Raw genomic sequence first — 25,551 nt, forward strand, 5'->3', positions numbered from 1 at the left:
GCGGTTTCGTTCCGCCAAGAGGGTCAGGAGTAGTCGCGTATCGCGGAGATCAGGGGCGAAGCAGTTCGTTGATGCTTGTTTTCGAACGAGTTTGCGCATCGACCGTCTTTACGATCACAGCGCAATAAAGCGATGGGCCGGGCGTCCCGTCGGGAAGCGGCTTGCCGGGCATTGCGCCGGGAACGACGACAGAAAACGGGGGCACCTTGCCCATGTGTATTTCGCCGGTTGCCCGGTCGACGATGCGTGTCGACGCGCCAAGGTAAACGCCCATCGAAAGCACGGCGCCTTCGCCGACATGCACGCCCTCGGCCACTTCGGCGCGCGCACCGATGAAGCAATTGTCCTCGATGATGACAGGTCCGGCCTGCAAAGGTTCAAGCACGCCGCCGATGCCTGCGCCGCCCGACAAGTGCACGTTCTTGCCGATCTGCGCGCATGATCCCACCGTGGCCCAGGTATCGACCATCGTACCTTCGTCGACGAAAGCGCCGATGTTGACAAAGCTCGGCATCAGCACGACGCCCCGGCCAATGTGGCTGCCCCGCCGCGCGACCGCGCCAGGCACGACGCGGAATCCGGCCTCGGCAAATCGCGTATCGCTCCAGCCCGAAAACTTCGAAGGCACTTTGTCATAAGCAGGCGCGCCGGCCGAACCGTCGGGCACAATCTCGTTCTCATTGAGACGGAAAGATAGAAGCACCGCCTTCTTCAACCACTGGTTGACGACCCATGCGCCGTCCTTCTTTTCCGCCACGCGCGCTTCGCCGCAGTCCAGCATGGCGATCGCTTTTTCGACATGTTCGCGCACTTCGAAGTTTTCGGGCGTGATGTTCGCGCGATCTTCGAAAGCGGCGTCGATTGCGGCGATCAGGGTGGCGTTGTCGGACATGGCGTTTCCTTGCAATGCCGGGCGTCCGCCGATCGGGCGGGGCAGGGCGGGATCATCTCGATTTGCCGCCTATCGCCAGAAGTCCGTTCGGGCAACCATGCTTAGGGCTGCGTCGGGGACTTCCCGTCGGAACATTCACCATTTATCCATCCGGCTGTGGTATCGATAATGGCAGCAACACGCGCCAGGGACGCAGACTGGACATGATGACGGTACAGCCGCCTTCCGAGGTGTTTCGCGGGATTTTCGCCGCGATCACGATGACTTCGACCCTTGCGCTTGCAGCTTGCGGCGGGGGAGCGAGCAGCGGCGGCGGCGTCATTTCGACACCCGCCCCTGCGCCAGCGCCTAGCCCGACACCCAGTCCCACTCCCAGCCCGACGCCCACCCCGACGCCCACCCCGACACCAACACCCGCTCCGACACCAACACCGTCGAGCATCTTCGACACTCAGGAATATCGGGATTCGGACGGTCCGGCCCAGCATAACGCGATTACCGCGTGGCAGGACGGCAAGACCGGCAGGGGCGTGGCCATCGGCATCATCGACACCGGGATCGACATTGACAGTCCCGAATTTACCGGGCGCATCTCCGCGTCGTCGCAGGACGTAGCGGGCAGCCGAAGCGTGGACGACAGCGACGGGCACGGTACGCAAGTCGCGCTGGTCGCGGCGGCGGCGCGAAACGGTAGCGGCATAATGGGCATCGCCTATAATGCGACGATCGTGGCGCTTCGCGCGGACGAACCGGGGACTTGCGACATTGTCGACCCGACCGACTCTTCGACCGGGTGCAGCTTTACCGACCCCGCCATCGCCAAGGGCATAGATGTGGCCGTGACCTCTGGCGCCAGGATCGTGAACCTGTCGCTGGGCGGTTCGGCCCCGTCGCAGGCCGTGCTCGACGCGATCACCCGCGCCGGGGAGGCAGGACTGGTTGTCGTCGTATCGGCCGGTAACGAAGGCGATTCGACCGACCCGGCGATCGACCCGAACAATCCCGACCTGTTTGCATCGGCTCTGCGCGCAGCGGCCCCCGATAACGTGATCATCGTCGGATCGGTCAATGGCAGGGACCAGATCTCCGGCTTCAGCAATCGTGCGGGTAACGAAGCGGCCTTCTACATCACCGCCCGGGGGGAGGATGTCTGTTGCGCCTATAAGGATGGCGAAATCTTCGTCGAGACGACGGGCGGCGTGCGGTACGTCTATACGATGTACGGCACGAGCTTTTCCGCACCGCAAGTCGCGGGCGCGGCGGCACTGCTGGCACAAGCCTTCCCCAACCTCACCGGAGCGGAGATCGTCGATCTGATCTTTGCGGGTGCGCGCGACGCAGGCGATGCAGGGATCGACGCAGTCTATGGCCACGGCGTGCTCGATATCGCGCGTTCGTTCTCGCCGCAGGGCCAGACGTCGCTTGCCGGCACCTCAACTCAGGTCGCACTTGGCGAAGGCGCTGGGGTGTTGAGCCCGGCGATGGGCGATGCGATGCGGCGGGCGAGCCTGGGGGTAGTCGTGCTCGATGGGTACGACCGCGCTTACGGTATCGACCTTGCCGGGAATATCGGCAGCGCTCGGGTCGAACCGAAGCTTTATGGCGCTGTGACGGGACGGACGCAGGCGTTGACAACAAACCAGGGTGCGACGTCGCTGGCGTTCACGGTCGCGCCCGGCATGGTGCGGGCGCCATCGCCGGTGCCCCTCCGGCTCGACATGGAAAACGTCGATCGCGCGCGGCTTCTGGCCGGGCGGATCGGAGCCAGGATTTCGCCACAGACCGACTTTTCCTTTGCCTTGCGCGAAGGGGCCAGGGGGCTGGAGGCGGGAATGGCAGGACATTCCCGCCCGGCATTCCTGGTGGCGGGAGAGGGTGGCAACGAACTTGGCTTCGTCGCACGGCGGGACGGCGCGGTCGCGGTGAGGCACGGGTTCAAGGGGTTGGGCGGTCAATTCGGCCTGACCGCCTCGGCAGAAAGCGGAGAGGCTTGGAGCGATCCGTTCGGCGACGGCGTCCGTGCGCGGGGCAAGCGTGGCAATTTCGCGCGATATGCAACGAAGCTGGACTGGGATCGTGATGCGCTCGCCTTTTCGGTCGGCGCAAGCTGGCTTGCGGAATCCGAAACGGTGCTGGGCGCGCGGTTTGGCGACACCATCGGCACGGGCGGGGCGGACACGCTGTTCCTCGATGCCGGTGCGTCCTTCCATCCCGCCGATGATTGGCTGGTGACGCTGGACTACCGCCGGGGCTTCTCCCGGTCCGGAGCGGCAGGCCTGATCGCCGGCTCCGCCTTTCAGAGCAGTGCGTGGAGCGCCGATGTCCAGCGAACCGGTCTATTTGCAAGGGGAGACGGTCTGGCCTTCCGGATATCGCAGCCACTGCGGATCGAAACGGGCGGGCTGAACCTCAACCTGCCGGTTGGCTACGATTATGCTACCGAAAGCACGACGTTTGGGCGTCGGGAACTGTCGCTGACGCCAAGCGGTCGGGAAATGACGAGCGAGTTGCGCTGGTTCGGACCTTTCGCGGGCGGCAGTCTGACCGCGAGCGTGTTCTACCGCGCCGATCCCGGTCACATCACTTCAATCAGAGAGGACAGGGGCGCCGCCGTGCGTTGGTCGGCCGGTTTCTAGGCACACGGCGGAGCATGCAGCGGCATTCTGGCGGAGGACCCATCAGGCTCCTGGCGGAGGGCCGGCCATCAGTTCGCGGACAAAACGGACGAGGCCGGTCTGGCGTTCGCGGCGCATGCGTTCGGCGTGCAGGATTTCGCGAACCTGCGCAAAGCAGCGGTCGATGTCGTCGTTGACCACGACGTAGCGATATTCGGACCAATGGCTTATTTCGGCACGCGCCCGTTCCATCCGGGCATCGATGACCTTTGCATCATCGGTGCCGCGAGCGATCAGGCGACGGCGCAGTTCGTCGATGCTGGGCGGGAGTATGAACACGGGGACGACGTCTTCGCTCGCGCGTTGGTTGAGCTGTTGCGTTCCCTGCCAGTCGATGTCGAACAGGAAATCCTTGCCGTCCTTCATCCCGTTCCAGATATGCGCCTTTGGCGTGCCGTAGCTGTGACCGAAGACGTGCGCCCATTCGAGAAACTCGTGCTCTTCGACCATGCGGTCGAATTCGGGTTGCGGCACGAAGTGGTAGTCCTTGCCCTCGACTTCGCCGTCTCGCATCGGGCGGGTCGTGGCGGACACCGACAGGCAAAGCTGATCGTCTGCGGCAAGCAGCTTTCGAGCGATGGTCGTCTTGCCCGCGCCGGATGGCGAGGATAGGATGAACATCAGGCCCCGTCGTTGCAGAGACAGGGGGCGCATATCGGGAGTGTCAGCGGTCATGCGCGCTGATGGCCGCGACTTGGCCCGCCGGTCAAGTTCCAGAATGCGTTTTGATTGTTATTGACCGCCACTCGGGTGGCAGGCGTCTCATTTTTCGGCGTTGGCCATCCGCTCGCGCATCTGCTTTTCGCCTTCTGCCCGTGCTTCGCGTTTGCCCTTGCTGCGATCGAGCAGCGTCTTGCCAAGAATACCGGTACCGACGATGATCGCGCCAGGCAGCGACCGGGTCGCGATCCGCGCTACCGCGACAGCGGCCAGCGTCTGAATCATCGAACGGCCTTCCACGACCTTTTCTGCGTCATCCTTGGTATAACGCGTGCGAAGAAGGGTCTTTTCGGTAAAATGCCGTGCAAGCCGCCCGGCTCCGCGAAGCGCGATATCGGTCACGATCAGATTGGTCATGGGATTGGGGCTGAGACCGGGAATGCGACGCTTGGCCATTTTAGTCCTCTTTTCGCTGTCCGGCCCCACCCTCTAAACGGATGGTCGCAGGCGAAACCTGCGAAGCGGACTATTTCTTCTTCCCGAAATCGACGGTCACGACATTGGAACCGTCTTCAGGGACGCTTGCCGAAGAAACGCCGCTACCGCCGCCCTGTTCCGAATCGTTTTCGGCAATGTCATGCGGTTCGGGCGGTTGGCCCGATTCGATCGCCTGAAACTGCAGCCCGAAATCGACAGCCGGATCGACGAAGGCCGTGATCGCGCCAAAGGGAATGACCAGCTTGGCCGGCATCTGGTTGAAGCTGAGCCCGACCGAAAACTGGTCTTCCTCTACCGAAAGGTCCCAGAACTTGTTCTGCAGCACGATCGTCATCTCGTCCGGAAAGCGCGCGCGCAGGTCCGGCGGGACCGAAACGCCGGCCGCGCCGGTCTTGAACGTGATGTAGAAGTGGTGCGCGCCGGGAAGCTCGCTGCCCGATGCTTCCACTTCGCGCAACACGCGGCCGACAACGGCGCGCAGGGCTTCCTGGACGATTTCATCGTAGGGGATCAGGCTATCGGGCGTCGGTTCGCTCATGGCGCCGGATTGAGCGCTCCGACCGTCCGGGTCAAGCCGGAAAAGGACGTTTTCCCGGCTTCCGGGCCAACGGTCGGCAACCCAGCGACCCTGCCATCGGCTTGTTTGGGCGATAAATTCAGTGCGGGGCCGGATGTTCCGTAATCTGCCGTCTTGCGCCGCGCCGCAGCGCGCTTATAGCGGGCGCCATGCGTACCGGATCGATCTCTCGCAAGACCAAGGAAACCGCCATCGAGGTGTCCGTCAACCTCGACGGGACAGGCGAATATGATATCGCCACCGGGGTCGGTTTCCTCGATCACATGGTGGAACAGTTTTCGCGTCATTCGCTGATCGACGTGACGATGAAGGTCGATGGCGACCTTCATGTCGATCAGCATCACACGGTGGAAGACAGCGCCATCGCGCTGGGCGAAGCGATCCTTCAGGCACTGGGCGAAAAGCGCGGCATCGCGCGGTATGGTCATGCCTATTCCCCGATGGACGAAACACTGGCCCGCGTGGCGCTCGACATTTCAGGTCGGCCCTATCTCGTGTGGAAGGCCGGTTTTTCGCAGCCTCGGCTGGGCGAGATGGATACCGAGCTTTTCGAACACTGGTTCCATTCGATCGCGCAAGCCGCGGGCATCACCCTGCACATCGAACTGCTCTACGGGCAAAACAACCATCACATCGTAGAGTCACTCTATAAAGGGTTTGCCCGCGCGATGCGTGCGGCGGTCGAAATCGACCCACGCAAGGGCGATGCGATCCCATCGACCAAAGGCCTGCTCGGAAAGGGCACGATAGAGGTCTGATGCCATGCCCGGACATGTCGCACTCATCGATTATGGCGCAGGAAACCTGCAGTCGGTCGCCAACGCGCTGAAGGCGGCAGGCTCGCACGCGGTCAAGGTCACGAGCGATCCCAAGGTAGTGCTGGCGGCGGAAAGGGTAGTCTTGCCCGGCGTCGGCGCATTTGCCTCTTGCGCCAAGGCGTTGCGCGCCATTCCCGACATGGTTGCCGCGATGGAACGGCGCGTGCTGGATCAGGGCGCGCCCTTCCTCGGCATCTGTGTCGGCATGCAGTTGATGGCGACGCGCGGTGTCGAACATGGTGTGCACAAGGGACTGGACTGGATCGGGGGCGAAGTGCTGCCGATCGAAGTGACCGATCCCAAGATCAAGGTTCCGCACATGGGCTGGAATGATGTCGCCCCGATGAAGCACCCCGATGGTGCCGAACTGATTGAGCGTGGCGAGGCCTATTTCCTTCATTCCTACCACTTCGCCACGGACGAAGGGCGCGATATCGCCGCAATCACAGACCACGGCGGTGCGATCACGGCGGCGGTGGCGCGCGACAACATCCTGGGCGTTCAGTTTCACCCGGAAAAGAGCCAGCGCTACGGAATCGAGCTTCTCGAACGATGGCTGGAATGGAAGCCGTGAGCTATCATGGCCTCCGCCGCAAAACCTGGCGCCTCGGTGCCTGACAGATAGGCAGTTTGGATGATCGTATTTCCGGCAATCGACCTTAAAGGCGGGCAGGTCGTCCGCCTTGCCGAAGGCGATATGGACCGCGCCACTGTTTACGGCGATGATCCCGCCGCGCAGGCGAAGTTATTCGCCAAGGCCGGGGCGATGCATCTGCATGTCGTCGATCTCGACGGATCGTTCGCGGGTGAAGCGCGCAATCGCGAGGCGGTCGAGGCCATCGTCGACAGCTTTGAAGGATATGTTCAGCTTGGCGGCGGCATCCGCACGCGAGAGGCGGTGGATGCATGGTTCGATGCAGGGGTGGCGCGGATCGTGATGGGCACGGCGGCGCTGAAGGATCCCGATTTCGTCAAGGACATGGCGCGCGAATATCCCGGCGGCATCGTCGTGGCGGTTGATGCCAAGGACGGCATGGTCGCGACCGCTGGCTGGGCTGATGTGTCGGATGTCGCGGTGGTCGACCTTGCCCGCAGGTTCGAGGATGCGGGGGTCGCGTCGCTGCTGTTCACCGATATCGGGCGCGATGGCATGCTTAAGGGCTGCAATATCGAGGCGACGGTCGATCTTGCCCGCGCGGTCGACATTCCGGTCATCGCCAGCGGCGGGGTCAAGGGGCTGGACGATATCCGCATTCTTTCGATGTACGCGAACGACGGGATCGAGGGCGTGATCACGGGTCGCGCGATTTATGATGGTCGGCTTGATCTCGCCACCGCGTTGAAAATGGCGGAGGCGTGACGCCATGACCGTCCGCGTCCGTGTCATCCCCTGCCTCGACGTGCGCGATGGCCGCGTGGTGAAGGGCGTGAATTTCGTCGACCTGATCGACGCGGGCGATCCGGTGGAACAGGCGCGGGCCTATGACCTCGCTGGCGCGGACGAGCTTTGCTTTCTCGACATATCCGCCAGTCACGAAGGGCGCGGCACGCTGATCGACGTCGTGCGCCGCACGGCAGAAGTATGCTTCATGCCGCTGACGGTGGGGGGTGGCGTGCGCAGCGCGGCCGATGCCCGCGCGCTTTTGTTGGCCGGGGCTGACAAGGTCGCGGTCAATTCCGCCGCCGTTTCGCGCCCCGAAGTGGTCGCCGAAATAGCCGAACGCTTCGGCAGCCAATGCGTCGTCGCCAGCGTCGATGCGCGGCGGGTCAGCGGCGGTATCGGTGGACAGCTTGTGGATAAGGCCGGGGACAACCCTGATCAAAACCCTGGGGAAAGCCGGTGGGAAATTTTCACGCATGGCGGGCGGCAGGCAACCGGGATCGATGCTGTCGAACATGCTTTGCGCCTTGCAGAAATGGGCGCGGGCGAACTGCTGGTCACGTCGATGGACGGCGATGGTACGAAACAGGGGTATGATCTCGAACTGACCCGGACCATCGCGGATGCCGTGGGCATTCCGGTAATCGCCAGCGGCGGGGTCGGCAATCTTGGCCATCTCGTCGCCGGAGTGACAGAGGGGCATGCCAGCGCGGTGCTGGCGGCCAGCATCTTTCATTTCGGCCAGCACACCATCGCCGAAGCGCACGAGGCCCTGCGCCTGGCCGGCCTGCCCGCGCGCAGCTAGCCGGAAACCTCGCGAAGCTAACGAAGAATGTCACGGCGCTGCGGTGAGCCGTTCACCTTGGGGATTGCTTTGCGCGTGTAGTTGGTTACACGCGCAACCATAAAATTCCCCCGAGGTGCTGAATTCATGCGTTTCTTTCCGATCGTCGCGGCGTCGCTCGCACTGACGTCATGCGTGGCGACCACTGATGCGCCGCGTGAGGCCGTCGTCTCCGCGCCCAACGCCGGATATATCGAAGGTGACGTGCGCTACCTCGCATCCGACGCGCTAGAGGGGCGAGAGACGGGCACACGCGGGTTCGAAACGGCGTCCGATTACGTGGCCAGCCGGTTTGCGGCCGTGGGCCTGATGCCTGCCGGTCAGGACGGCACATGGTTTCAGCGAGTGCCACTGCGCATGAAGAGTTACGGCGACAAGTCGAAGAACAAGATAGAGCTGAGCGGACCCAACGCGCCTACCGCGTTCACCGCGTTCGACGATTACATCGTCACCTCGGCCGGCGATGAAAAAGCAGGCGTCGTGGATGCGCCTTTGGTCTTTGTCGGGCAGGGTTTCGTCGATCCGCGCACCGGGCGCGACGACTTCGCCGGCGTCGACCTTAACGGCAAGATCGCAGTGGCGCTGCGTGGCGCACCCAAGTTTCTGGGCCCTGAAGAGCGGGCCTATTTCAACGACCGCCGAACCAAGGCCATCGCCGAACGCGGCGCTGTCGGCCTGCTTTCGCTGAACAGCCGCGAATGGCTGAAGGATTCGGACTGGAGCGACACGGTCAAGTACTACACCTCGTCACGCGGAGCGACATGGCGCGGACCGGACGGCAAGGCCCATGGCACGACGGCGGCTTATCAGGCCTATGCGACGGTTCACCCGGCAGCGGGGGAGCGGTTAATGGCAAAGCAGCCTGTCGACTTGTCCAAGGCCTATGAAATGACGGACGATCCCAAGACGCGCTTCAAGGCGTTCGACATGGGCATAACCGCCAGAATGACCTTCGACCAGAATTTCGAAAACCAGGCGAGCCGCAATGTCATCGGGATGATCGAAGGTACTGATCCCGAGCTGAAAGGCGAATATGTCGTCCTGACTGCCCACCTCGATCACCTTGGCATCACGAAGGGCGAGGGCGAGGGCGAGGGCGGGGGCGATCGGATCAACAACGGCGCGCTCGACAATGCATCGGGCGTGGCCATGATGCTGGATGTCGCCCGCCGGCTTGCCGCAAACCCTCCACGCCGCTCGGTTCTGTTCATCGCGCTGACGGCCGAAGAAATGGGCCTCGTCGGCTCTTCGTACAACGCGCACTTCCCGACCGTCCCGGCCGACAGCATCGCGGCCGTCGTCAATATCGACATGCCGATGGTCACCTATCCGTTCACCGACGTCGTTGCCTATGGCGCCGAACGTTCGACCCTTTTTCCCGTGGTCGATCAGGCGACTCGCCGTGCCGGTGTGACGGTGGCGGCAGACCCGCACCCGGACGAGGGACTTTTCACCCGTTCCGACCACTATTCCTATGTCGAAGCAGGCATTCCGGCGGTCTATCTCGACACCGGACCGGGCAACGGCGGCGACAAGATTCTGACCGACTTCCTGAAGGACGGTTACCACGAGCCGTCCGACGAGATTGACCGGATCGATTTTGCCCAGGCGGCGAGGTTTGCCGAAATCAATTACGAAATCGCCTTGGGCATTGCGAACATGGACCAGCGACCGGTGTGGAAGAAGGACGACTTCTTCGCCACCGTGTTCGATGGACGCATGGAGGGTCAGCCCTCCCCAAGCGAGCAATCGCTGGTCCATCGCGGCGGGACGGGTTCATCACGCCCCCCAGCATGATCCGTCCCGCCGCACCTTTCACAGCTTTGACAATTTTCAATCGGTCCGGGCTTCCTGCGCTTCGCATCACGGGCCGCAAGTCCATTGCGGGGCCACGCGCCAACCCCTAACTCTACGCCGATTCGCCCGGATTTCCCGGGAACCGGGGGCAAATGATGCACGAAGGCGGCGGAGGCGGCATGCTGATCGAGGGGTTGATCCTCCTCGGCTTCGCGCTTTTCTTCGTGCTAGTTTTCCGTCGTCTGGGCCTTGGTGCGACGCTGGGTTATCTCGTGGCCGGTGCAGTCGTCGGCCCGCAAGTCCTCGGACTTGTCGGCGGGGCGGAAGCGAAGGTCGATTTCGCAGAGCTTGGCATCGTCATGCTGCTGTTCATCGTCGGCCTCGAACTCGCGCCAAGCCGGTTGTGGCGGATGCGCCGCGAAATCTTTGGCGTCGGGTTGGTGCAGGTCGTGTTGTGCGGTCTGGCGGTCAGCGCGCTGATCTATGGTTTCACCGAATTTTCGCTGGCGGCATCGCTCGCGATCGGGCTGCCGCTCGGCCTTTCGTCGACTGCGCAGGTCCTGCCCATGCTGCAAAGCGCCGGGCGGTTGCGCACTCCGTTCGGAGAGCGGGCCTTTGCCATCCTGCTGTTTCAGGATCTGTCGCTGATCCCGCTGATCACCATCGTCGCCGCCTTGAGCCGCAAGCCGGAATTGCAGGAAGGACCGCCGGGCTGGCAGACCGCGTTGATCGCGATTGCCGCTATCGCCGGACTGATCCTCGCCGGACGCTACCTGATCCGCCCGCTCTTCCGGCTGATCGGCATATTGGGCGAGCGTGAGATGTTTGTGGTCGCCGCGCTGTTCACCATTCTCGGGTCTGCGGCGCTGATGGCGTCGCTCGGTCTTTCCACCGCCTTGGGCGCGTTCATTGCGGGTGTTATGCTGGCCAGTTCGCCCTATCGCCATGAACTCGAAGCCGATGTCGAACCGTTCCGTTCGATCCTGCTCGGCCTGTTCTTTCTGTCCATCGGCATGATGCTCGACTTGTCGGCCATTGCCGATCGGCCCGTCTTCGTGGCGCTGATGGCGCTTGGCGTGATTCTTACGAAAAGCGCGGTCATAACCGCCATCGCACTGGTCATCCGCATGCCGTGGCGGCGCGCGCTGGCACTGGGCCTTTTGCTCAGCCAAGGCGGCGAATTCGGTTTTGTGCTGTTTGCACAGGCGCAGGACGGCCTGCTGATTGCGCCAGAAGCGGCCAGCCTGTTCGGGGCGGTCGTGACGATCTCGATGGCGGCGACCCCGTTCCTGATGATGGCGACACGCCGCATCCGCGCCGAAGCGCAGAACGCCGATGATGCCCAGCGCGAAGGGCCACAGCCCGACGGAGCGAGCGCGGTTGTCGTGGGTTATGGCCGCTTTGGCCAGACAGTAACCCAGATGTTGGTTGCCGCCGGAATCCGCGTCACCATCGTCGACCGCGATGTCGAACTGATCGACATCGCCCGCGAGTACGGCGCGCAAGTCTTTTTCGGCGACGGCACGCGGATCGACTTGTTGCGACAGGCCGGGGCGGAGCAGGCGCGAGCGATCCTGTTCTGTCTCGACCGGGACCAGATCGAGCCCGACCTCGTCAGCGCCGTACGGGAACAGTTTCCCGATGCCGCGATCTTTGTCCGCGCCTTCGACCGGCGCAGCGTATTGCGTCTGTCCGGCACGCCGGTCGATTTCGTGGTCCGCGAACTGTTCGAATCGGCGATTGCGATGGGCCGGAGCGCGCTGGAAAAACTGGGCGAAAGCCTGCAGGGGATCGATGAGGCCGAGAGCGCGTACCGCGAACGCGACTGCGAACGGATGGAACGACAGATCGACAGCGGCGACATTCACACCGCGCGCGACCGAATTTTCGTACAACGGGATTGAGCGCCTGATGATTTCGCGCGTTGATTTCACGCGCCCTCCCGCGCAAAGGCTGAAGCCATGGCCGATATGAAACCGACCCCGACACTGGCACGACTGGCTGCCACGATCGAAGCTCGCAAGGGCGGCAACCCGAACGACAGCTATGTCGCCAAGCTGTTCGATCGCGGTCCCGACTATGTCGCACGCAAGTTGGGGGAGGAGGCGGTCGAAGCCGTCGTTGCCGCGCTGGCCGGATCGGACGATGAACTGATCGGCGAAGCGGCGGACGTCATCTTTCACCTTGCCGTGCTGCTTTCCGCCCGCGACCTGTCGATTGCCGACGCGCTGGCCGAACTCGATCGTCGCGACGGCGTGTCGGGCATCGCCGAAAAAGCATCAAGGACACCGGAATGACCGCCGTCGATCCCAGGTCGCCTTACGACGACGCCAATATCTTTGCGCGGATTCTGCGCGGCGAACTGCCTTGCACGAAAGTGTACGAGGATGAATGGGCTTACGCATTCCACGACATCGCCCCTGTCGCCGACATCCATGTGCTAGTCCTGCCCAAGGGCAAGTATGTGAGTTGGGACGATTTTTCGGTCAACGCACCGGCCGACGAAATCGCCGGGTTCGTCCGTGCGGTGGGGACGATCGCACGCGACATGGATCTGGTCGACGCGGGTTATCGCTTGATCAACAACGTGGGTCCGAACTCCGGCCAGATCGTGCCGCACCTGCACGTGCACCTGCTCGGCGGCCGAATGCTGGGCCCCATGTTGGACCGCAACTGGCGGGCCGGCTGACACTCCACCCGATCGTCGATTTCGCCCGTAAACTGAATTCGCGATGAAGCAGCCATCCACAGGTGAAAAATAACGCGCTTGTATGGCGAATCGCGGCTTGGCTATGACGCCACCTGCAATGTCCCAACCGCTTCCCAGCCCGGTAACCGGATCGATCCGCGACGGCGTGCATTATTATGCCGTGCGTGTGTTCTATGAAGATACCGACCTGTCGGGCGTTGTGTACCATGCCAACTACCTTCGCTGGTTCGAACGGGGGCGATCCGATCTGCTGGATTTGATCGGAGTGGATCAGCGCGCGGCGGTGGAATCGGGAGAGGGCGCCTTTTCGGTTGCCGACTTGTCGATCCGCTATCGTGCGCCGGCGCGTCTGGGCGATACGGTCATGATCGAAACGCGTGTCGTGCGGCTGGGTCGTGCGTCGTGTCAGCTTGCGCAACGCGCCTTGCGCCATGATATGCTTCTTGCCGAGATGGACGTCCGTGTCGGCTTTGTGACTCCCGATGGCCGCCCGCGCCGCCAGCCCGATGCGTGGCTTGCGGCGTTCGAAGCCTTCGCTCCCATCAAGACCGGAAACTGATGACCCTCCTCGATACCATCCTGACTGTCGCCGTCCCTGCATCAACCACGGCGAGCGTGCCCACGCGCCTCGATCCGGTACAGCTGTTTCTTGATGCCGATATCGTGGTTCAGGCGGTTATGGCGGGTCTCATCCTCGCGTCTGTCTGGGTTTGGGCGATCATCGTGTCATTTTCGATCAGGATGGCGCGGCTCGACCGCGTGAACCGCGCGTTCGAAACGCGCTTCTGGCAGGCCGACGACGTAGAGCCGTTGGTGCGCGGCAACGAAGACCTTCCTTCGCGCCGGATTGCCGCCGCAGGCATTGCCGAGTGGCAGACTTCGTCGCGTCGCGGTTTGAAGGACAAGGCCAGCCTGCGCGAACGGCTTTCCGGCGCGATGGACGCGGCGGTCACGCATGAAAGCGACAGCCTGTCGGAAAAACTGAACTTCCTCGCCACCGTCGGCTCGGTCGCACCGTTCGTCGGCCTGTTCGGCACGGTCTGGGGCATCATGAACAGTTTCTTCCAGATCGGCGCGCAGTCGAACACCTCGCTCGCCGTTGTCGCGCCCGGTATTTCGGAAGCGCTTTTTGCCACCGCCATCGGCCTTTTCGCCGCGATCCCGGCGGTCATCGCCTACAACCGGTTCTCGCACCGGGTGAACGCTTTCGAGACGCGGCTCTATCGCTTTTCGGACCGCTTCCACGCCTCGCTCAGCCGCGAACTGGAGACGTTGTAAGTGGGCGCAGGGCTAACCGGTTCGGGCGGCGGACGCAGCAGGAGGCGAGGGCGGGGCGGTCGGGCGCCCATGGCTGAAATCAACGTCACGCCGATGGTCGACGTGATGCTGGTGCTGCTCATCATCTTCATGGTCGCAGCCCCATTGATGGTCGCGGGCGTGCCGGTCGATCTGCCGGACAGCCAGGCCGATGCACTGGATAATCAGGACCGGCAGGTCACGATCTCGCTGGATGCGCAGGGCCTGATCTATATTGACGAAGACCGTGTGCCCGCAGGCGCGCTGGAAGAGCGGCTGGCCATGATTTCGCCCAGCGGAGAGACCGCGCCTCCGGTCGTCCTGCGCGCGGACAAGGCGCTCGATTATGGGCGGGTCGTGGCGGTCATGGGCACGCTCAACCGTGCCGGATTCCGCCAGATTTCGCTGGTCACCCACGGTTCATCGGAAAGTCCATAGGCCTTGTCCCTAATGCGTGCAGCCGCGATCACTTCGGATGACAGTGCGACCGCCCGTTTCGGGCGCGAAGACCGGTTGGGCCTTGGCATTGCGATCGGATTGCATGTCCTGCTCCTTCTGGCGTTAGCCATCTGGGAAAAGGACGCGCCGACGATGTCCGAACCCGACAGGATCGCGGTAACGGTCTCCGACGAAATAGCGCTTGAATCCACATCACCCAACCCGAGCGCCGATCCAGCGCCGTCCGTAGGTGCGGAAATCGGCGAACCCGAGCCACCTTCCCAAGCGCAGTTGCAGGTGCAGCCGACCCCGCGCGACGTCGTCGAGCCGCGCCCCGCGCTGGTGCCCGCGCCGGCGCAAAAGGCGATCCCCAGCCCGCCTCGCCCCGCACCGAAAGCTGCGACAAAACCTGCGCCCAAGGCGCAACCGACGAAGCAGGCCCCCTCACGCGGGAGCCGCATCGGCAACGATTTCCTCGCCGGCAGCGGCGGCAGCGGCAGCGATGCCGAACAGCCCGCGCAAAAGGCCGGACCGCTTACTGCCGCGTCGCTGTCCAGCGCGATCAGCCGTCAGCTACGCCCGCACTGGACCGCGCCGCAGGGTGTTGACGCGGACAAGCTGGTGACTGTGCTGGCTTGGGAAATGAACCGCGACGGCAGCCTCAAGGGACGCCCGCGCGTCGTTTCGCAAAGCGGCGTCACCGAAGCCAATTCCGCACAGAAGGATCGCCACGCCGAACTCGCGATCCGTGCGGTGCAACTGGCCGCCCCGTTCGAGCTGCCCGACGATTATTACGACACGTGGAAGAGCGTGCGCGAATTCCGATTCGACCGGAGACTCTAAGCATGAAGACGACAACCCTCATTGCCGCCGCCCTCGTCGCGCTATCCGCGCCCGCTGCTTTCGCGCAGGACGGCGGGCTTGTCGGTTCGGTCTCGGACGAAAGCGAATGGCAGGATCTTGGCATCGCGATACCAGCTTTCCCGGCGCAGCAGGACGTGGCCACCGCCGCCGCGCCCAAGACGACCGGCGCGCTGGGCGTCGAGCTCGCACGGATCATCACCGCCGATCTGAAGAACAACGGCTTGTTCAAGCCAGTCGGTCCCGATGCCTTGCCGCGCATATCGTTCGGCGAAGCGACGAACCCGCAGTTCCCCCGCTGGCAGTCGATGGGCAGCGAGATGCTGGTCCACGGCTTCGTGAAAGCGGCGGCAAACGAGCAGCTCACCGTGGGCTGCTATCTTTACGACGTGCAGCTGCAAACCGAACTTGTCCGCGAGGGATACGTCGTCAGCCCGGCCGACTGGCGCCGCGCCGCGCATAAATGCGCCGACCTCGTCTATTCGCGCCTTTCGGGCGAAGATCCGTTCTTCGATTCCAAGATTGCCTACATTGCCGAAAGCGGGCCAAAGGGTAACCGCCGCAAGCGCCTTGCCATCATGGACAGCGACGGCGCGAACCACCGCTTCATCACCAGCGGGACCAGCACCGCGCTGACCCCGCGTTATTCGCCCGACTATTCGAAGATCGCCTATCTTTCGTACAGCGACGGCAATCCGCGCATCTATGTCTATGACGTCAATTCAGGTCGGCAGCATCTGGTGGCCGATACCGGCAGCACGACATTCGCCCCGCGCTGGTCCCCTGACGGCAAGTGGATCCTTTATTCCATGGCCATCGGCGGCAACACCGACATCTATCGCGTGTCGAGCGCGGGCGGCGGACGCCCGGTGAAACTGACCAGCAGCCCCGGCATCGACATCGGCGGTTCCTATTCGCCCGACGGGTCGAAGATCGTGTTCGAAAGCGACCGTTCCGGCAGCCAGCAGATTTACGTGATGGACGCCGACGGCGGCAATCAGAAGCGCGTCAGTTTCTTTGGCGGCCGTGCGGCTACTCCGGAATGGAGCCCGCGTGGCGACCAGATCGCATTCACCCACATCGCGGGCAATTTCCGGATCGCCACGATGACCCCGGGCGGCGGCAACCTGCGTAACCTTACCGATGCATGGCAGGACGAAGCTCCGACATGGAGTCCCAATGGCCGCATCATCCAGTTCTTCCGGACCGAACGTAACTCTGGCGAAACCAGCCTGTGGCAGGTCGATCTCACGGGACGTCACTTGCGCAAGCTCGACACCCCGGAAAACGCGTCCGATCCGTCATGGGGACCGGTTCGCCCCTAAGTGCGTTAGTAACAAAGACCCTCAGTGCGGGCGGGACGGGTCGCAACGTTCGCCATGCTGAAAGCAAACGCCGGGACGTACCCGGCGCCACATACAAAGGAGTTTGCCCCCATGTCCATTTTGCGTAATCGCACGATCGCGCCGATCATCCTGATTGCGGCCGGTTCGCTCGCCCTTGGCGCCTGCAAGACCACGCCGAAGGAGCTTCCGCCCGAACCGACGCAGACGCCGGCACCGACCGGTGGCATGGATACTGTCAACGGTATCGTTCCGGGCAGTCAGGCCGATTTCCTTGCCAAGGTATCGTCGGACACCGTGTATTTCGACACCGACGAATCGAACATCGACAGCGCCGATATGGCGACCCTGCAAAGCCAGGCCCAATGGCTGATGCAGTTCACGAACAAGCGCATTACGATCGAAGGTCACTGTGACGAACGCGGCACCCGCGAATACAACCTTGCGCTGGGTGAACGCCGCGCCAACGCCGCCAAGAACTACCTCGTGGGTCTGGGCATCGATGCAAGCCGGATTTCGACCCTGAGCTATGGCAAGGAGCGCCCGAAGGCGATGGGTTCGAACGAGGGTGCATGGGCGCAGAACCGCCGCGCCGTGACCGTCACTGTCCAGTAAGCCGGATATCGCATGCCCGGGCATGATCCGGGTGGCAATCCAATGGGATGCCGGGCCTGACAAGCGCAGGGCCGGCATTTCGTTTGGGGATGCGTTGTCGGCCATAAACCGTTCCGCATCTGTCGTATCCGGTTCAACGGGCCGTTCCATCCGGCCATAAAATACTTTAGGCGCATTCTTCATGGCCCGATCCAAACGTTCCATAGACTGGGGGTTTCCCCGCTGGCGCGGCTACGAAGCCGGTCGCGAGGCGCAAAGCATGCGTCTTTGCGATCGCGCAGGTTGTGACGAACCGGGCGTCTGTCCCGCTCCGAAAAGCCCCAACAGCCCCGAACGTTGGTATTTCTGCCAGCAGCATGCGGGTGAATACAACCGGGGCTGGGATTACTTTGCGGGGTTGAGCGCAGAAGAAGCCGCCGCCCGTGCATCCGACGAACAACGTGATAACGCGGGTTATCGCGAAAGCGTTCATTACGGCTGGGCCGGATCGGGCGACGGATCGCGCAGCCGCGATGAAATGAACGCTCTCGACGTATTGGGCCTTGATCCCGACGTTGAATTCGAAGCGGTGAAAAAAGCGTGGCGCGCCAAGGCAAAGGAAGTGCACCCGGATGTAAAGCCCGGCGACGCTCAGGCCGCGGCTGAATTCCACAAGCTTCAACTGGCGTACGAAGTCCTGCGCGCGGCGGAAGACCGCCGCCAATGGGCCGGCCCGCAAGCCTGATTCAGCGTTCGGGCCAGACCGGCGGAGGCGGGCCGAGTTCCTCGATGTCCCAAATGTGCGCGATCACCAGCAGCCGATCGTATATCGGGTTGGGAAACGGGGGAGTCGGTGGCAGCGGTAGGCCCGACGCAGGATCGTCATGCATCGTTGCCCTGCTCAGCGCTTTTTTGGCGGCCGCCTGTGCCGCATCGCCTTTCCCGAGATCGTGATTGATGAAGGCCAGGCCGACTTGCCCGGCAAAGGCAAGATCGGGCACCCTTGGTCCCAAAAAGGCCAGCGCTTCGTCATAGCGGTCGCGCTGCCGGTGCATCCCGACCAGAGCGGCATAGTCCCACCGCGCCGAAGTGACGAGGTTGGGCATGGCATCGCGCTCGTGCGTCGCGGCATGAGCGAGGTCGTCCAAGGTCGCACCGATGTCGCCGCGGGCCGCGCGCGCCGTTGCCCGGGCATTGAGCGCGCGAGCCGATTCGAAGCCGTCGACATCGGCGGCCAATGCCCGGTCGAACAGCGCCTCTGCGTCGTCGGGGTGCTCTTGCGCGATCGCGGCGGCCTTCATCCATAAATAGTACGGCTTCTGGAACCGGGCGCGCCCGATCTTCTTTTCGAACACGTCACGCGCCTCCTGATCCCAAGAGGAGCTGCGGTACCAATCGTCGCTCATCTCCCCGACTGTGCCTGCCGCTCGATCCACTCCTCCACCACCGCCGCGAAAAGCGGTGGGCATGTTTCGGGCAGGAAGTGATCGGCACCGGTGATGACGTCGAGTTCTCCCTGCGGCAGTGCGCTCGCCAGGGCGCGGCTGGGAATGGCGAAAGCGGGACGCGTGTCGGCGCCCATGGCCACCAGCACGGGCGTCTCGATCTTGGCGAGCAGGTCCGGTCCGATCTTGCTTGGCGGTTCGCCAGCTCCCATCAGCAGCGGCATCATCCGATGGTTGGCAAGGTACATCGCCTGTCGCGATGGCGCGAGCGCGGTAAAGGCGGATCCGACGAGCTGGCGGACTGCCGCCTGTGTCCCGTCCTTTGCCAGTACCGCGCCCACCGCGCCGAACACGCTGCCCGCGTCCTTGTTAAAGGCTTCGCGTTCGGCGTCGTCGATCACGTACTGGCCCAGTGCCGCCTCGTACAGCAGTGCGGAAGCAAACAGCGCCGGCGCATCGAGCAGAGCCTGAAGGACCACATGGACCGAATAGGACCAGCCAACGACGTGCACGTCGCCCCCCATCAACGCCGCCATTTCGCAGACCTCGCGGGCATGGAGCAGCGTTCCGAACCCGCCGCCGTCATCGGGCCAGGCCTCCTCGCCGAAATAGGTGAGGGTGATCGCTTCGGCCTGCCAGTCGGCGGGCAAGGCAGCAATCACCGGCTGCCAAAGGCGAGCGTCGGCCGCTGCGCCATGCACGAACAGGATGCGGGGTACCATCATCCAGGTTTCGTATCAAACGCGACCAGTTCTGCCAATCGCCAGCTCTCGGCCCGTCCACCGCGCTGGACCTTGGCAACGCGGCGCAAAATGGCCAGACATACCCGGAACGAAAGGCTCCCGATGCAAGCGATGATCCCCGACGTGATACTGAGAACTCGCCTGCGCGAAGAAAAGACCATCGCGGCCGTCTCGCGTCCCGGTGCATTTGCACCCACGTGCCCGAATGAACAGTGCCCCGGATTTGAACGGATTGGCAGCCGTCGGCGCGGACGGGGTTTCCGCACCCGGAAGCCTCAGGACGCGCTAAAGTCGCACGCGTCGTGAAGTTTCCTCGATAAGCGTCATGCCCAGTACGCGCCCGATCATCGTCACGGCAAGCCTGCCACCGGACCTGTTCGCCATGGCGAACAGGTTGCGGCAGGCGCATTTCCCGCCGGACCGCAATTTCCTCGCTGCGCACCTCACTCTTTTTCATGCGATCCCGCCATCGTGTGAAAGTGAGTTGCGGCGGTTGCTCGCCGATATCGCGGGGCAGGAACCGCCACCGCCAGCGCGACTGAGCGGGATCATGTCGCTGGGAAGGGGAACAGCGCTGGCCATCGAGAGCGCCGACCTGTTTGGAATTCGCGCCAGAATCGCAGGGCATTTTGTCGGGAACCTCACCGCTCAGGACGATCATCGTCCCCGGCTCCACGTCACCGTGCAGAACAAGGTTTCGTCCGCCGAAGCTCGTGCCTTGCAGGCCAGGCTCGCCGACGACATTCTGCCGCGCGACTTCGCTTTTCCGGCACTTGAGATGCATTTCTACGACGGTGGCCCGTGGGAATTCGCCGGTCGCTGGCCATTTCGCAAACTTGCGCGACGCAGGTAGTTGACCGCGCCCCGCCACCCGCCTAATAGGCGCGCCTGCCGGGCACTGAGGTGCCTTGTGCGATGCCCTTGGGGCGGAGTAGCTCAGCTGGTTAGAGCAGCGGAATCATAATCCGCGTGTCGGGGGTTCGAGTCCCTCCTCCGCTACCATTTTTCAAACTATATGGATCTCAGAAAACGACTAACGCCCGCTGGCAATTCGTTGAAGTGCGAAAAATTGCTCTCCCACGTCAGGGCTCGCAGATACCTCGAAAGTCGGCAGCAAATGCGGCCCATGCCGGCCGTGGTTTCCCTACCGATTTGCCCATGGTAGGACGAGCGACCGGGAATGGACGTTGATCGGAACGCCGTGGTTTCCCTACCGATTTGCCCATGGTAGGACGACGCCCGCCACGCACTCTCACAGACAGGAGCCGTGGTTTCCCTACCGATTTGCCCATGGTAGGACTGCGTCCAGTAGCGTCCTGTAGCGGCCTGTGCCGTGGTTTCCCTACCGATTTGCCCATGGTAGGACTGCTCGACGGTAACGGGTTGGAACTGCTGTGATTTTCGCGGAAATATTCCGCTGAAATCACAGCAGAACCATCTGGGAGGGCCCGACTTGTTCAGTTTTTGGCGCGGTCCCTAGCATCAATTCCATTCTGCCATACTGCTTGTCCGTAACCTGGAGCGTCCTCACGCTGCCTTCCTTGGGCAGGCTGCTTCGCACCCGGCGGATATGCTTATCCACAGCATCTTGCCCCCGGCAGACCCTCGCGTAAACCGAAAGTTGCAGCATCATATAGCCATCCTTCTTGAGGAACTGGCGAAATTGGCTGGCTCGCCGTCTCTGCGGTTTTGTTTTCACCGGCAGGTCGAAGAATACCATCAACCACATGAAGCGTACCTCGTCGGCCTCCATGCCTAGTTGCGCCGGGCCAGCGGAAGCGCTGGCGTGTTCAGCAGTGTGGCGTTGCCGGCTTCGATCGATCTGACCAGACTGGCGGCGACCGCCTCTGTTGCTGCAAGGATCGTCAAGCGCTCTTCGCCGATCGAGATGTTCTCGCTCAGGATACCTGCCATATGGCGGCGATCCTCGACGTCCATCTCGTCTTGCTCTTCGGCGGTTACCCGTGCACGGGCCATTCGATCGACGACCGGTCGGAATGGCTCAATGAGATCATCGACAAGATTGAATGGGTTTGTTTTCGATCTGTGATGAATGCCGAAGGCCGGAAGCAAGCCGGATGCAGCGCAAGACCGCGCCAGAGCCGCGCGGACCACGGCGTATCCGTAGTTCAGCAGGCCATTGCGCCGGTCTTCGTCATGGCGCCGAAATCCTTCAAAAAGGCGCTGCCAATAGGCGCGGGCAGCCTGTGCCTCCAGGTTGTCAGGGTCGCCCGAGCCAACCCGCCCCGCCATGGCGGACAAAGCGGTTGCGTGATCACTGCCGATCCCGCGCAGGACGGCGGCCTGATTTTCGATCTTGGCTGAAACGAGCTTTTGCCACAGCCGCTTTTTCAGCGGCTGGCTCATCCCGATCTGAGCGTGGGCGATGGCGGCTTGCGCATGATGCTGGTGGAATGACATGAGCATTCCCGCCGGATGATGTTTCGCGTCTGGCACCACCATCGCAACACCGCTTTCCGCCAAGGCGCTGAGCAGGGAGCCGCTTACGGAGACTTGCGGGGTATCGAGAATTATCCAAGCGATGTCCTCGACCGGGAAGGTGAGCGCCTCATCGCTACCTTCAGGATCGACAACGATCTGACGGCTGCGATGCGTCAGTCTGGCGGGATTGGAGATGTGCAGACCACGCCATGCCATGTGCGGACCTCGGATTTCACTTCGGAACGCACGCCGAAGCGATCCACACTGTACTTTCTCATGGTTAATAAGGTTTTTGCGCCAATGCTTTGCATCGAATTGCCATTGTCGTCGGCTAACAAGCGGGAGTCTCTCGGGTTCGAGAGGTTGATGGCACCGGTCGACCTATTCAGTCCCTGAAAGTATCCAGCAAGCAATTCACCCGTGGGCTTTGTCACCTCGATATAGCTTCTTGGATGGAGGCTGAACTTGAACTTGTAGCTGTCATCGATCAGCGTCCATTCGTCCTCATCCTTGTATGCGACGACAGACCTCACAGGGGGCATCGGCCAGTCACGCTTGTTCATCACGTGATGAGGGTAGATCGGCACAAGGTAGAACTCGTCTTTGCCCCGCTTGTTGGGCCGCGCAAACACATCAACCCGGACGATCTCGCCGCGATCTGCCGTGCCGCCCCTGACATGCACGGCAGGCTTTCCTTTTGTCCGAAGCCGAACCTTGCGGATTTCATCTCCGGCAGGGGAACGCGGCAGACTGTCAGCAGGCCTTCCGTTTGCGATCCATTCCCGGACAGCTTCAATCACGCCCTGATTTCGTTCCGGGTCTTTGATGTCCTGCAATCGCTTTTCGGAAAGGTCGGTGATCGACTTACGTTCATAGACGACCAGCGCGCCATCGCGCTTCTTTACCTGCCGCACGGTCGCGGCGTGACCCTCTCCCCGCGCACGTCTCCGTTCCGGCCTCGCGACAAAAACATTGTCATATGCTTCATTGACCTCCCGCCGGAAGCTGGCGGCATCGCCCCATGGCGGATCAACCTGCCGTAGCGGGCGGGCAAGGCCTTTTTGTTCCCATTCCTGGTAAGACCGGGTGAGCCGCTGTACTTCCCATTCTCCGATCGCGGCAACGACAAGCGCATCGAGTGCGTGGTGGCGGGCATCTTCTACCCGATTGCCGTCAACTTTCTTCAGCGATTCCACGCCCCACGCATGACGCAGGGCTGCTGTGAGCCCGCCTGGACGCGTGAAAACGCGGCGGTTGCCGCCCTTTTCCTGCCGGTCACCTTCCGGGTAAAACAGCTTCACTGCTTCGGCGAGCAATCGCGCTGCATAGCGGGTGTCATTGAGGTTGCGGGTGCGGAAGCGCTCTTCCGCCTCCATCGCGTTCTTGAGGACATAGTTGCGCTTCTTCGCGCCCCGGAACGCGGTGTTCCCTTCGATCCGGGCCAGAAAAGTATTCCAGGCATCTTCGCCTTGCGAAGACATGATCCATTCGAAGGGTGTTTGCCCCTTCTTCTCTTGATTTGCCCGCGCCGTGCAGAGCACCTTGTTGGAGTAGCTGTCATCCCCGAACCGCGACCATGGAAGGATATGGTCGACCTGATGGCTGTTGTCGGTTGCAATGATCGCAGTCGCTGGAAGCGCCTTGTCCGTATAAGGGCAGCGTCCGGCCTGTTCCTTCCATAAACGGTATCTCAGCAACGTGTCGCCGTTCACGTCCTCGATGCCCAGCAGTTCGCGGACTTCATCGCGCTGACGTTCGCGCTCTGCTGTGTTCTTGTCGATACCGCGCTTGATCTCGTTGCGCTTTTCAAGGCTGTTGCCGACATCGCGCGCCATCTCGATGTGCGCAGCATCTGGTAGGCCCCAGCGATTGCGCATCGCCCAAAGCTGCTTCAGCCCTTCAGTGAGGGACTTTCGCGCGACAGGGTTGGCGATTTCGTCGCCCATTGATTTCACCAGCGCATTGAACCCCGCCTTGTCCGCTACCTGTTCGCGCTTGCTCCAGCGGGACGCCGCATGGTCATAGCCGACAGCCACGCAAGCCTGATCGTAACGCAGCCCCGCATTGAGGTGTGGGATCAGCGCGCGCGCCGCCTTTGCGGAGATATGGCCAGCCCCCTTGAACCGCGAAAACGCTGCGAGGTCTTCCAGCAGGACATCCACAGCTCCTGTGGGAAGGCCAAGCTTGCCAAGCTCCGTGCCAATCTTTTCAGCCGTTTCGTGAAAGCTGATGACATGGGCGATCTGGTCGAGCTGCTCCGGCTTGTCCTGCAATTCCGACCACAGCGCTTCGCCTAAGGCATCGCGCAGCTTCTTGGTGCCGTGCATGGCCTCGCCTGTCCGTGCAGCGATGTCCTGCGCTTCTTCCTCCGGCTTGAATGTCGTGAAGCGCTGAGCTGCTGGCAATCCGATCCGTTTGCGCACCTCCCTGACGGAGAACTTGGCCGTTTTCGCGAGATCGCCCGTCGCCAGCGTGATTTCTTCGGGTGTGAGCGGGCGCTCGCCCTCCGGCGTGGTAATGCGCAGGTTCACCAGCTTGCCGAGCAGGCGGAACTTTTCGAAAGACGGGGCAAATCTGGCGGCGCGCTTTTCGTTCGGCTCGAACTGGCACATACCGACCAGCTTTTCGCTGTCCTGCATCTCCAACTGCCGAAAGGCGATTGCGCAAAAGTCAGTTTCGAGGGCGGCTAAAGCTGCAGCATTGCCAAGGCGGCGTTGCGCCTCGAACAGCTTTCCGACCTCGTGGATCAGATCATCGCGGCTTTGGGTACGGTCGAACAGACCATCGCGATTGCGCTTGCGGTCACGAAAATCGGCATCGCGGCCAAACATTTCGCCAACAGTCCGATAGCGGCCGAGGCGCTCGCGGGTTGCCTCCAGTGCCTTGAGCATCTTCTGATCATCGCCAGCGTTGTTCGCCACCTTGCCCTTCCTAGCCGATTTGAACCCGCGTCGCTTGGCGATGTGACCCAAGGCGACGGCAAATTCAGCGGGCGAGAGTGGCTTGTCCAGCCCCCGCGCGCGCAGTTCCCAGGGATCAAGCCCGGCCCGCTTCAGCGCATCCGATTCATTGCCTGCCAGCAATCCGTGGTGCACAAACAGGCGGCGGATTTCTGCCATCCGCTGCGCGCGGCGGCGGATCACCCGGCGCAGCAGGCGGTTGCCGCGCCTTATCTGGTTTGTGGGCGTCCGTTCTTTGTCGGTCTCGGGAACGTCGAACATCCACGATCCCATGGCTATGATCTCGCCCGTTGGGTCGCCTGTGGTGGGGTGGCGCAGCACAGCCCAGCCGCATGATGCAATTCCCAGATCGATGCCAAAAACGAAACCGTTCATTACTTTCCCCTTTCTTTCGAAAGAAGCGGCTTGACCCGAGAAGGTCAATCGGCAATCGTAACATCGGCAAATCGGTAGGGAAGCCACGGTAACAGAGCTTCACTGTGAAGGATCATCCCGAAAGGGAAATTCCTTATTGAAGCATTGATACAGAGGCTTCTGTATTTACAAGACCCTCAACGGGAGCCCGCTGAGGGTCTTG

General features: G+C 62.4%; 26 protein-coding genes and 1 tRNA gene. 18 read left to right on the forward strand and 9 right to left on the reverse strand.

Going from position 1 to position 25,551, the window contains the following annotated elements:
- Positions 1 to 49: 49 nt before the first annotated feature.
- Positions 50 to 892: a 2,3,4,5-tetrahydropyridine-2,6-dicarboxylate N-succinyltransferase gene (dapD, locus tag EKN06_RS00310; protein ID WP_127610901.1), complete on the reverse strand. Its 843-nt coding sequence runs from the start codon at positions 890 to 892 to the stop codon at positions 50 to 52.
- A gap of 203 nt (positions 893 to 1,095) precedes the next feature.
- On the opposite strand from dapD, the gene EKN06_RS00315 reads away from it, so the two are divergent.
- Positions 1,096 to 3,528, forward strand: coding sequence for a S8 family peptidase (locus tag EKN06_RS00315; protein ID WP_164843876.1), 2,433 nt, complete (start codon positions 1,096 to 1,098; stop codon positions 3,526 to 3,528).
- Positions 3,529 to 3,570: 42 nt separating this feature from the next.
- Here EKN06_RS00315 and gmk read toward each other — a convergent pair whose 3' ends face one another.
- The 3 genes from gmk to EKN06_RS00330 form a co-directional block, all read right to left on the reverse strand.
- Positions 3,571 to 4,242 carry a guanylate kinase gene (gene gmk, locus EKN06_RS00320; RefSeq protein WP_240654533.1) on the reverse strand — a complete coding sequence of 224 codons (672 nt, stop codon included), beginning with the start codon at positions 4,240 to 4,242 and terminating at the stop codon, positions 3,571 to 3,573.
- Between the two features lie 87 nt (positions 4,243 to 4,329).
- A complete protein-coding gene (locus EKN06_RS00325; protein ID WP_240654534.1) occupies positions 4,330 to 4,644 on the reverse strand; it encodes a hypothetical protein in 315 nt (104 codons plus the stop codon).
- A gap of 109 nt (positions 4,645 to 4,753) precedes the next feature.
- The gene (locus EKN06_RS00330) at positions 4,754 to 5,263 is read right to left on the reverse strand and encodes an SspB family protein (protein WP_127610904.1); all 510 of its coding nucleotides are present in this window, start codon (positions 5,261 to 5,263) and stop codon (positions 4,754 to 4,756) included.
- Between the two features lie 188 nt (positions 5,264 to 5,451).
- On the opposite strand from EKN06_RS00330, the gene hisB reads away from it, so the two are divergent.
- The 15 genes from hisB (at position 5,452) to EKN06_RS00405 (ending at position 18,129) form a co-directional block, all read left to right on the forward strand.
- The gene (gene hisB, locus EKN06_RS00335; RefSeq protein WP_127610905.1) at positions 5,452 to 6,060 is read left to right on the forward strand and encodes an imidazoleglycerol-phosphate dehydratase HisB; all 609 of its coding nucleotides are present in this window, start codon (positions 5,452 to 5,454) and stop codon (positions 6,058 to 6,060) included.
- 4 nt (positions 6,061 to 6,064) lie between these two features.
- Positions 6,065 to 6,694: an imidazole glycerol phosphate synthase subunit HisH gene (gene hisH, locus EKN06_RS00340; RefSeq protein WP_127610906.1), complete on the forward strand. Its 630-nt coding sequence runs from the start codon at positions 6,065 to 6,067 to the stop codon at positions 6,692 to 6,694.
- A gap of 60 nt (positions 6,695 to 6,754) precedes the next feature.
- Positions 6,755 to 7,480: a 1-(5-phosphoribosyl)-5-[(5-phosphoribosylamino)methylideneamino]imidazole-4-carboxamide isomerase gene (gene hisA / locus EKN06_RS00345; protein ID WP_127610907.1), complete on the forward strand. Its 726-nt coding sequence runs from the start codon at positions 6,755 to 6,757 to the stop codon at positions 7,478 to 7,480.
- A gap of 4 nt (positions 7,481 to 7,484) precedes the next feature.
- Positions 7,485 to 8,306 carry an imidazole glycerol phosphate synthase subunit HisF gene (gene hisF, locus EKN06_RS00350; RefSeq protein WP_127610908.1) on the forward strand — a complete coding sequence of 274 codons (822 nt, stop codon included), beginning with the start codon at positions 7,485 to 7,487 and terminating at the stop codon, positions 8,304 to 8,306.
- Between the two features lie 126 nt (positions 8,307 to 8,432).
- Positions 8,433 to 10,142, forward strand: coding sequence for a M28 family peptidase (locus tag EKN06_RS00355; protein WP_127610909.1), 1,710 nt, complete (start codon positions 8,433 to 8,435; stop codon positions 10,140 to 10,142).
- 155 nt (positions 10,143 to 10,297) lie between these two features.
- Complete coding sequence (locus EKN06_RS00360; protein ID WP_127611908.1) at positions 10,298 to 12,046, forward strand: cation:proton antiporter domain-containing protein; 1,749 nt, start codon at positions 10,298 to 10,300, stop codon at positions 12,044 to 12,046.
- A gap of 66 nt (positions 12,047 to 12,112) precedes the next feature.
- Positions 12,113 to 12,439, forward strand: coding sequence for a phosphoribosyl-ATP diphosphatase (locus EKN06_RS00365; protein WP_420810774.1), 327 nt, complete (start codon positions 12,113 to 12,115; stop codon positions 12,437 to 12,439).
- Positions 12,436 to 12,831, forward strand: a complete 396-nt coding sequence (locus EKN06_RS00370; RefSeq protein WP_127610911.1) for an HIT domain-containing protein — start codon at positions 12,436 to 12,438, stop codon at positions 12,829 to 12,831. Before EKN06_RS00365 ends, EKN06_RS00370 begins: the two co-directional genes overlap by 4 nt.
- Before the next feature lie 118 nt (positions 12,832 to 12,949).
- Positions 12,950 to 13,411 carry a YbgC/FadM family acyl-CoA thioesterase gene (locus EKN06_RS00375; protein ID WP_127610912.1) on the forward strand — a complete coding sequence of 154 codons (462 nt, stop codon included), beginning with the start codon at positions 12,950 to 12,952 and terminating at the stop codon, positions 13,409 to 13,411.
- Positions 13,411 to 14,130: a protein TolQ gene (gene tolQ / locus EKN06_RS00380; protein WP_127610913.1), complete on the forward strand. Its 720-nt coding sequence runs from the start codon at positions 13,411 to 13,413 to the stop codon at positions 14,128 to 14,130. The genes EKN06_RS00375 and tolQ overlap by 1 nt, the downstream gene beginning before the upstream one ends.
- A 69-nt stretch (positions 14,131 to 14,199) precedes the next feature.
- Complete coding sequence (locus EKN06_RS00385) at positions 14,200 to 14,586, forward strand: ExbD/TolR family protein (RefSeq protein WP_205693784.1); 387 nt, start codon at positions 14,200 to 14,202, stop codon at positions 14,584 to 14,586.
- Between the two features lie 12 nt (positions 14,587 to 14,598).
- On the forward strand, positions 14,599 to 15,429 hold the full coding sequence (locus EKN06_RS00390; RefSeq protein WP_127610915.1) for a hypothetical protein: 831 nt from the start codon (positions 14,599 to 14,601) through the stop codon (positions 15,427 to 15,429).
- A gap of 2 nt (positions 15,430 to 15,431) precedes the next feature.
- Positions 15,432 to 16,772: a Tol-Pal system beta propeller repeat protein TolB gene (tolB, locus tag EKN06_RS00395; protein WP_127610916.1), complete on the forward strand. Its 1,341-nt coding sequence runs from the start codon at positions 15,432 to 15,434 to the stop codon at positions 16,770 to 16,772.
- Between the two features lie 111 nt (positions 16,773 to 16,883).
- Complete coding sequence (gene pal, locus EKN06_RS00400; RefSeq protein ID WP_164843877.1) at positions 16,884 to 17,405, forward strand: peptidoglycan-associated lipoprotein Pal; 522 nt, start codon at positions 16,884 to 16,886, stop codon at positions 17,403 to 17,405.
- Between the two features lie 181 nt (positions 17,406 to 17,586).
- On the forward strand, positions 17,587 to 18,129 hold the full coding sequence (locus EKN06_RS00405; protein ID WP_127610917.1) for a J domain-containing protein: 543 nt from the start codon (positions 17,587 to 17,589) through the stop codon (positions 18,127 to 18,129).
- Between the two features lies 1 nt (position 18,130).
- Here EKN06_RS00405 and EKN06_RS00410 read toward each other — a convergent pair whose 3' ends face one another.
- Positions 18,131 to 18,790, reverse strand: a complete 660-nt coding sequence (locus EKN06_RS00410) for a hypothetical protein (RefSeq protein WP_127610918.1) — start codon at positions 18,788 to 18,790, stop codon at positions 18,131 to 18,133.
- Positions 18,787 to 19,554 (reverse strand): alpha/beta fold hydrolase, encoded by a 768-nt coding sequence (locus EKN06_RS00415; protein ID WP_127610919.1) that lies wholly within the window; start codon positions 19,552 to 19,554, stop codon positions 18,787 to 18,789. Before EKN06_RS00415 ends, EKN06_RS00410 begins: the two co-directional genes overlap by 4 nt.
- Before the next feature lie 343 nt (positions 19,555 to 19,897).
- Between EKN06_RS00415 and EKN06_RS00420 the strand changes: the two genes are divergently transcribed.
- Together EKN06_RS00420 and EKN06_RS00425 are read left to right on the forward strand one after the other, a co-directional pair.
- Positions 19,898 to 20,425, forward strand: a complete 528-nt coding sequence (locus tag EKN06_RS00420) for a 2'-5' RNA ligase family protein (RefSeq protein ID WP_127610920.1) — start codon at positions 19,898 to 19,900, stop codon at positions 20,423 to 20,425.
- A gap of 72 nt (positions 20,426 to 20,497) precedes the next feature.
- Positions 20,498 to 20,574: transfer RNA gene (locus EKN06_RS00425), tRNA-Met, on the forward strand.
- Positions 20,575 to 20,995: 421 nt separating this feature from the next.
- Here the strand turns inward: EKN06_RS00425 and cas2 are convergent.
- Genes cas2 through cas9 form a run of 3 tightly spaced genes read right to left on the reverse strand, consistent with a single transcriptional unit; the run spans position 20,996 to position 25,349 of the window.
- Positions 20,996 to 21,325, reverse strand: coding sequence for a CRISPR-associated endonuclease Cas2 (cas2, locus tag EKN06_RS00430; RefSeq protein WP_073976073.1), 330 nt, complete (start codon positions 21,323 to 21,325; stop codon positions 20,996 to 20,998).
- 2 nt (positions 21,326 to 21,327) lie between these two features.
- Positions 21,328 to 22,230 carry a type II CRISPR-associated endonuclease Cas1 gene (gene cas1, locus EKN06_RS00435; RefSeq protein WP_127610921.1) on the reverse strand — a complete coding sequence of 301 codons (903 nt, stop codon included), beginning with the start codon at positions 22,228 to 22,230 and terminating at the stop codon, positions 21,328 to 21,330.
- The gene (cas9, locus tag EKN06_RS00440; protein WP_127610922.1) at positions 22,188 to 25,349 is read right to left on the reverse strand and encodes a type II CRISPR RNA-guided endonuclease Cas9; all 3,162 of its coding nucleotides are present in this window, start codon (positions 25,347 to 25,349) and stop codon (positions 22,188 to 22,190) included. Before cas9 ends, cas1 begins: the two co-directional genes overlap by 43 nt.
- Positions 25,350 to 25,551 lie beyond the last annotated feature (202 nt).

The organism is Croceicoccus ponticola (genome assembly GCF_004004515.1).
Lineage (GTDB): Bacteria > Pseudomonadota > Alphaproteobacteria > Sphingomonadales > Sphingomonadaceae > Croceicoccus > Croceicoccus ponticola.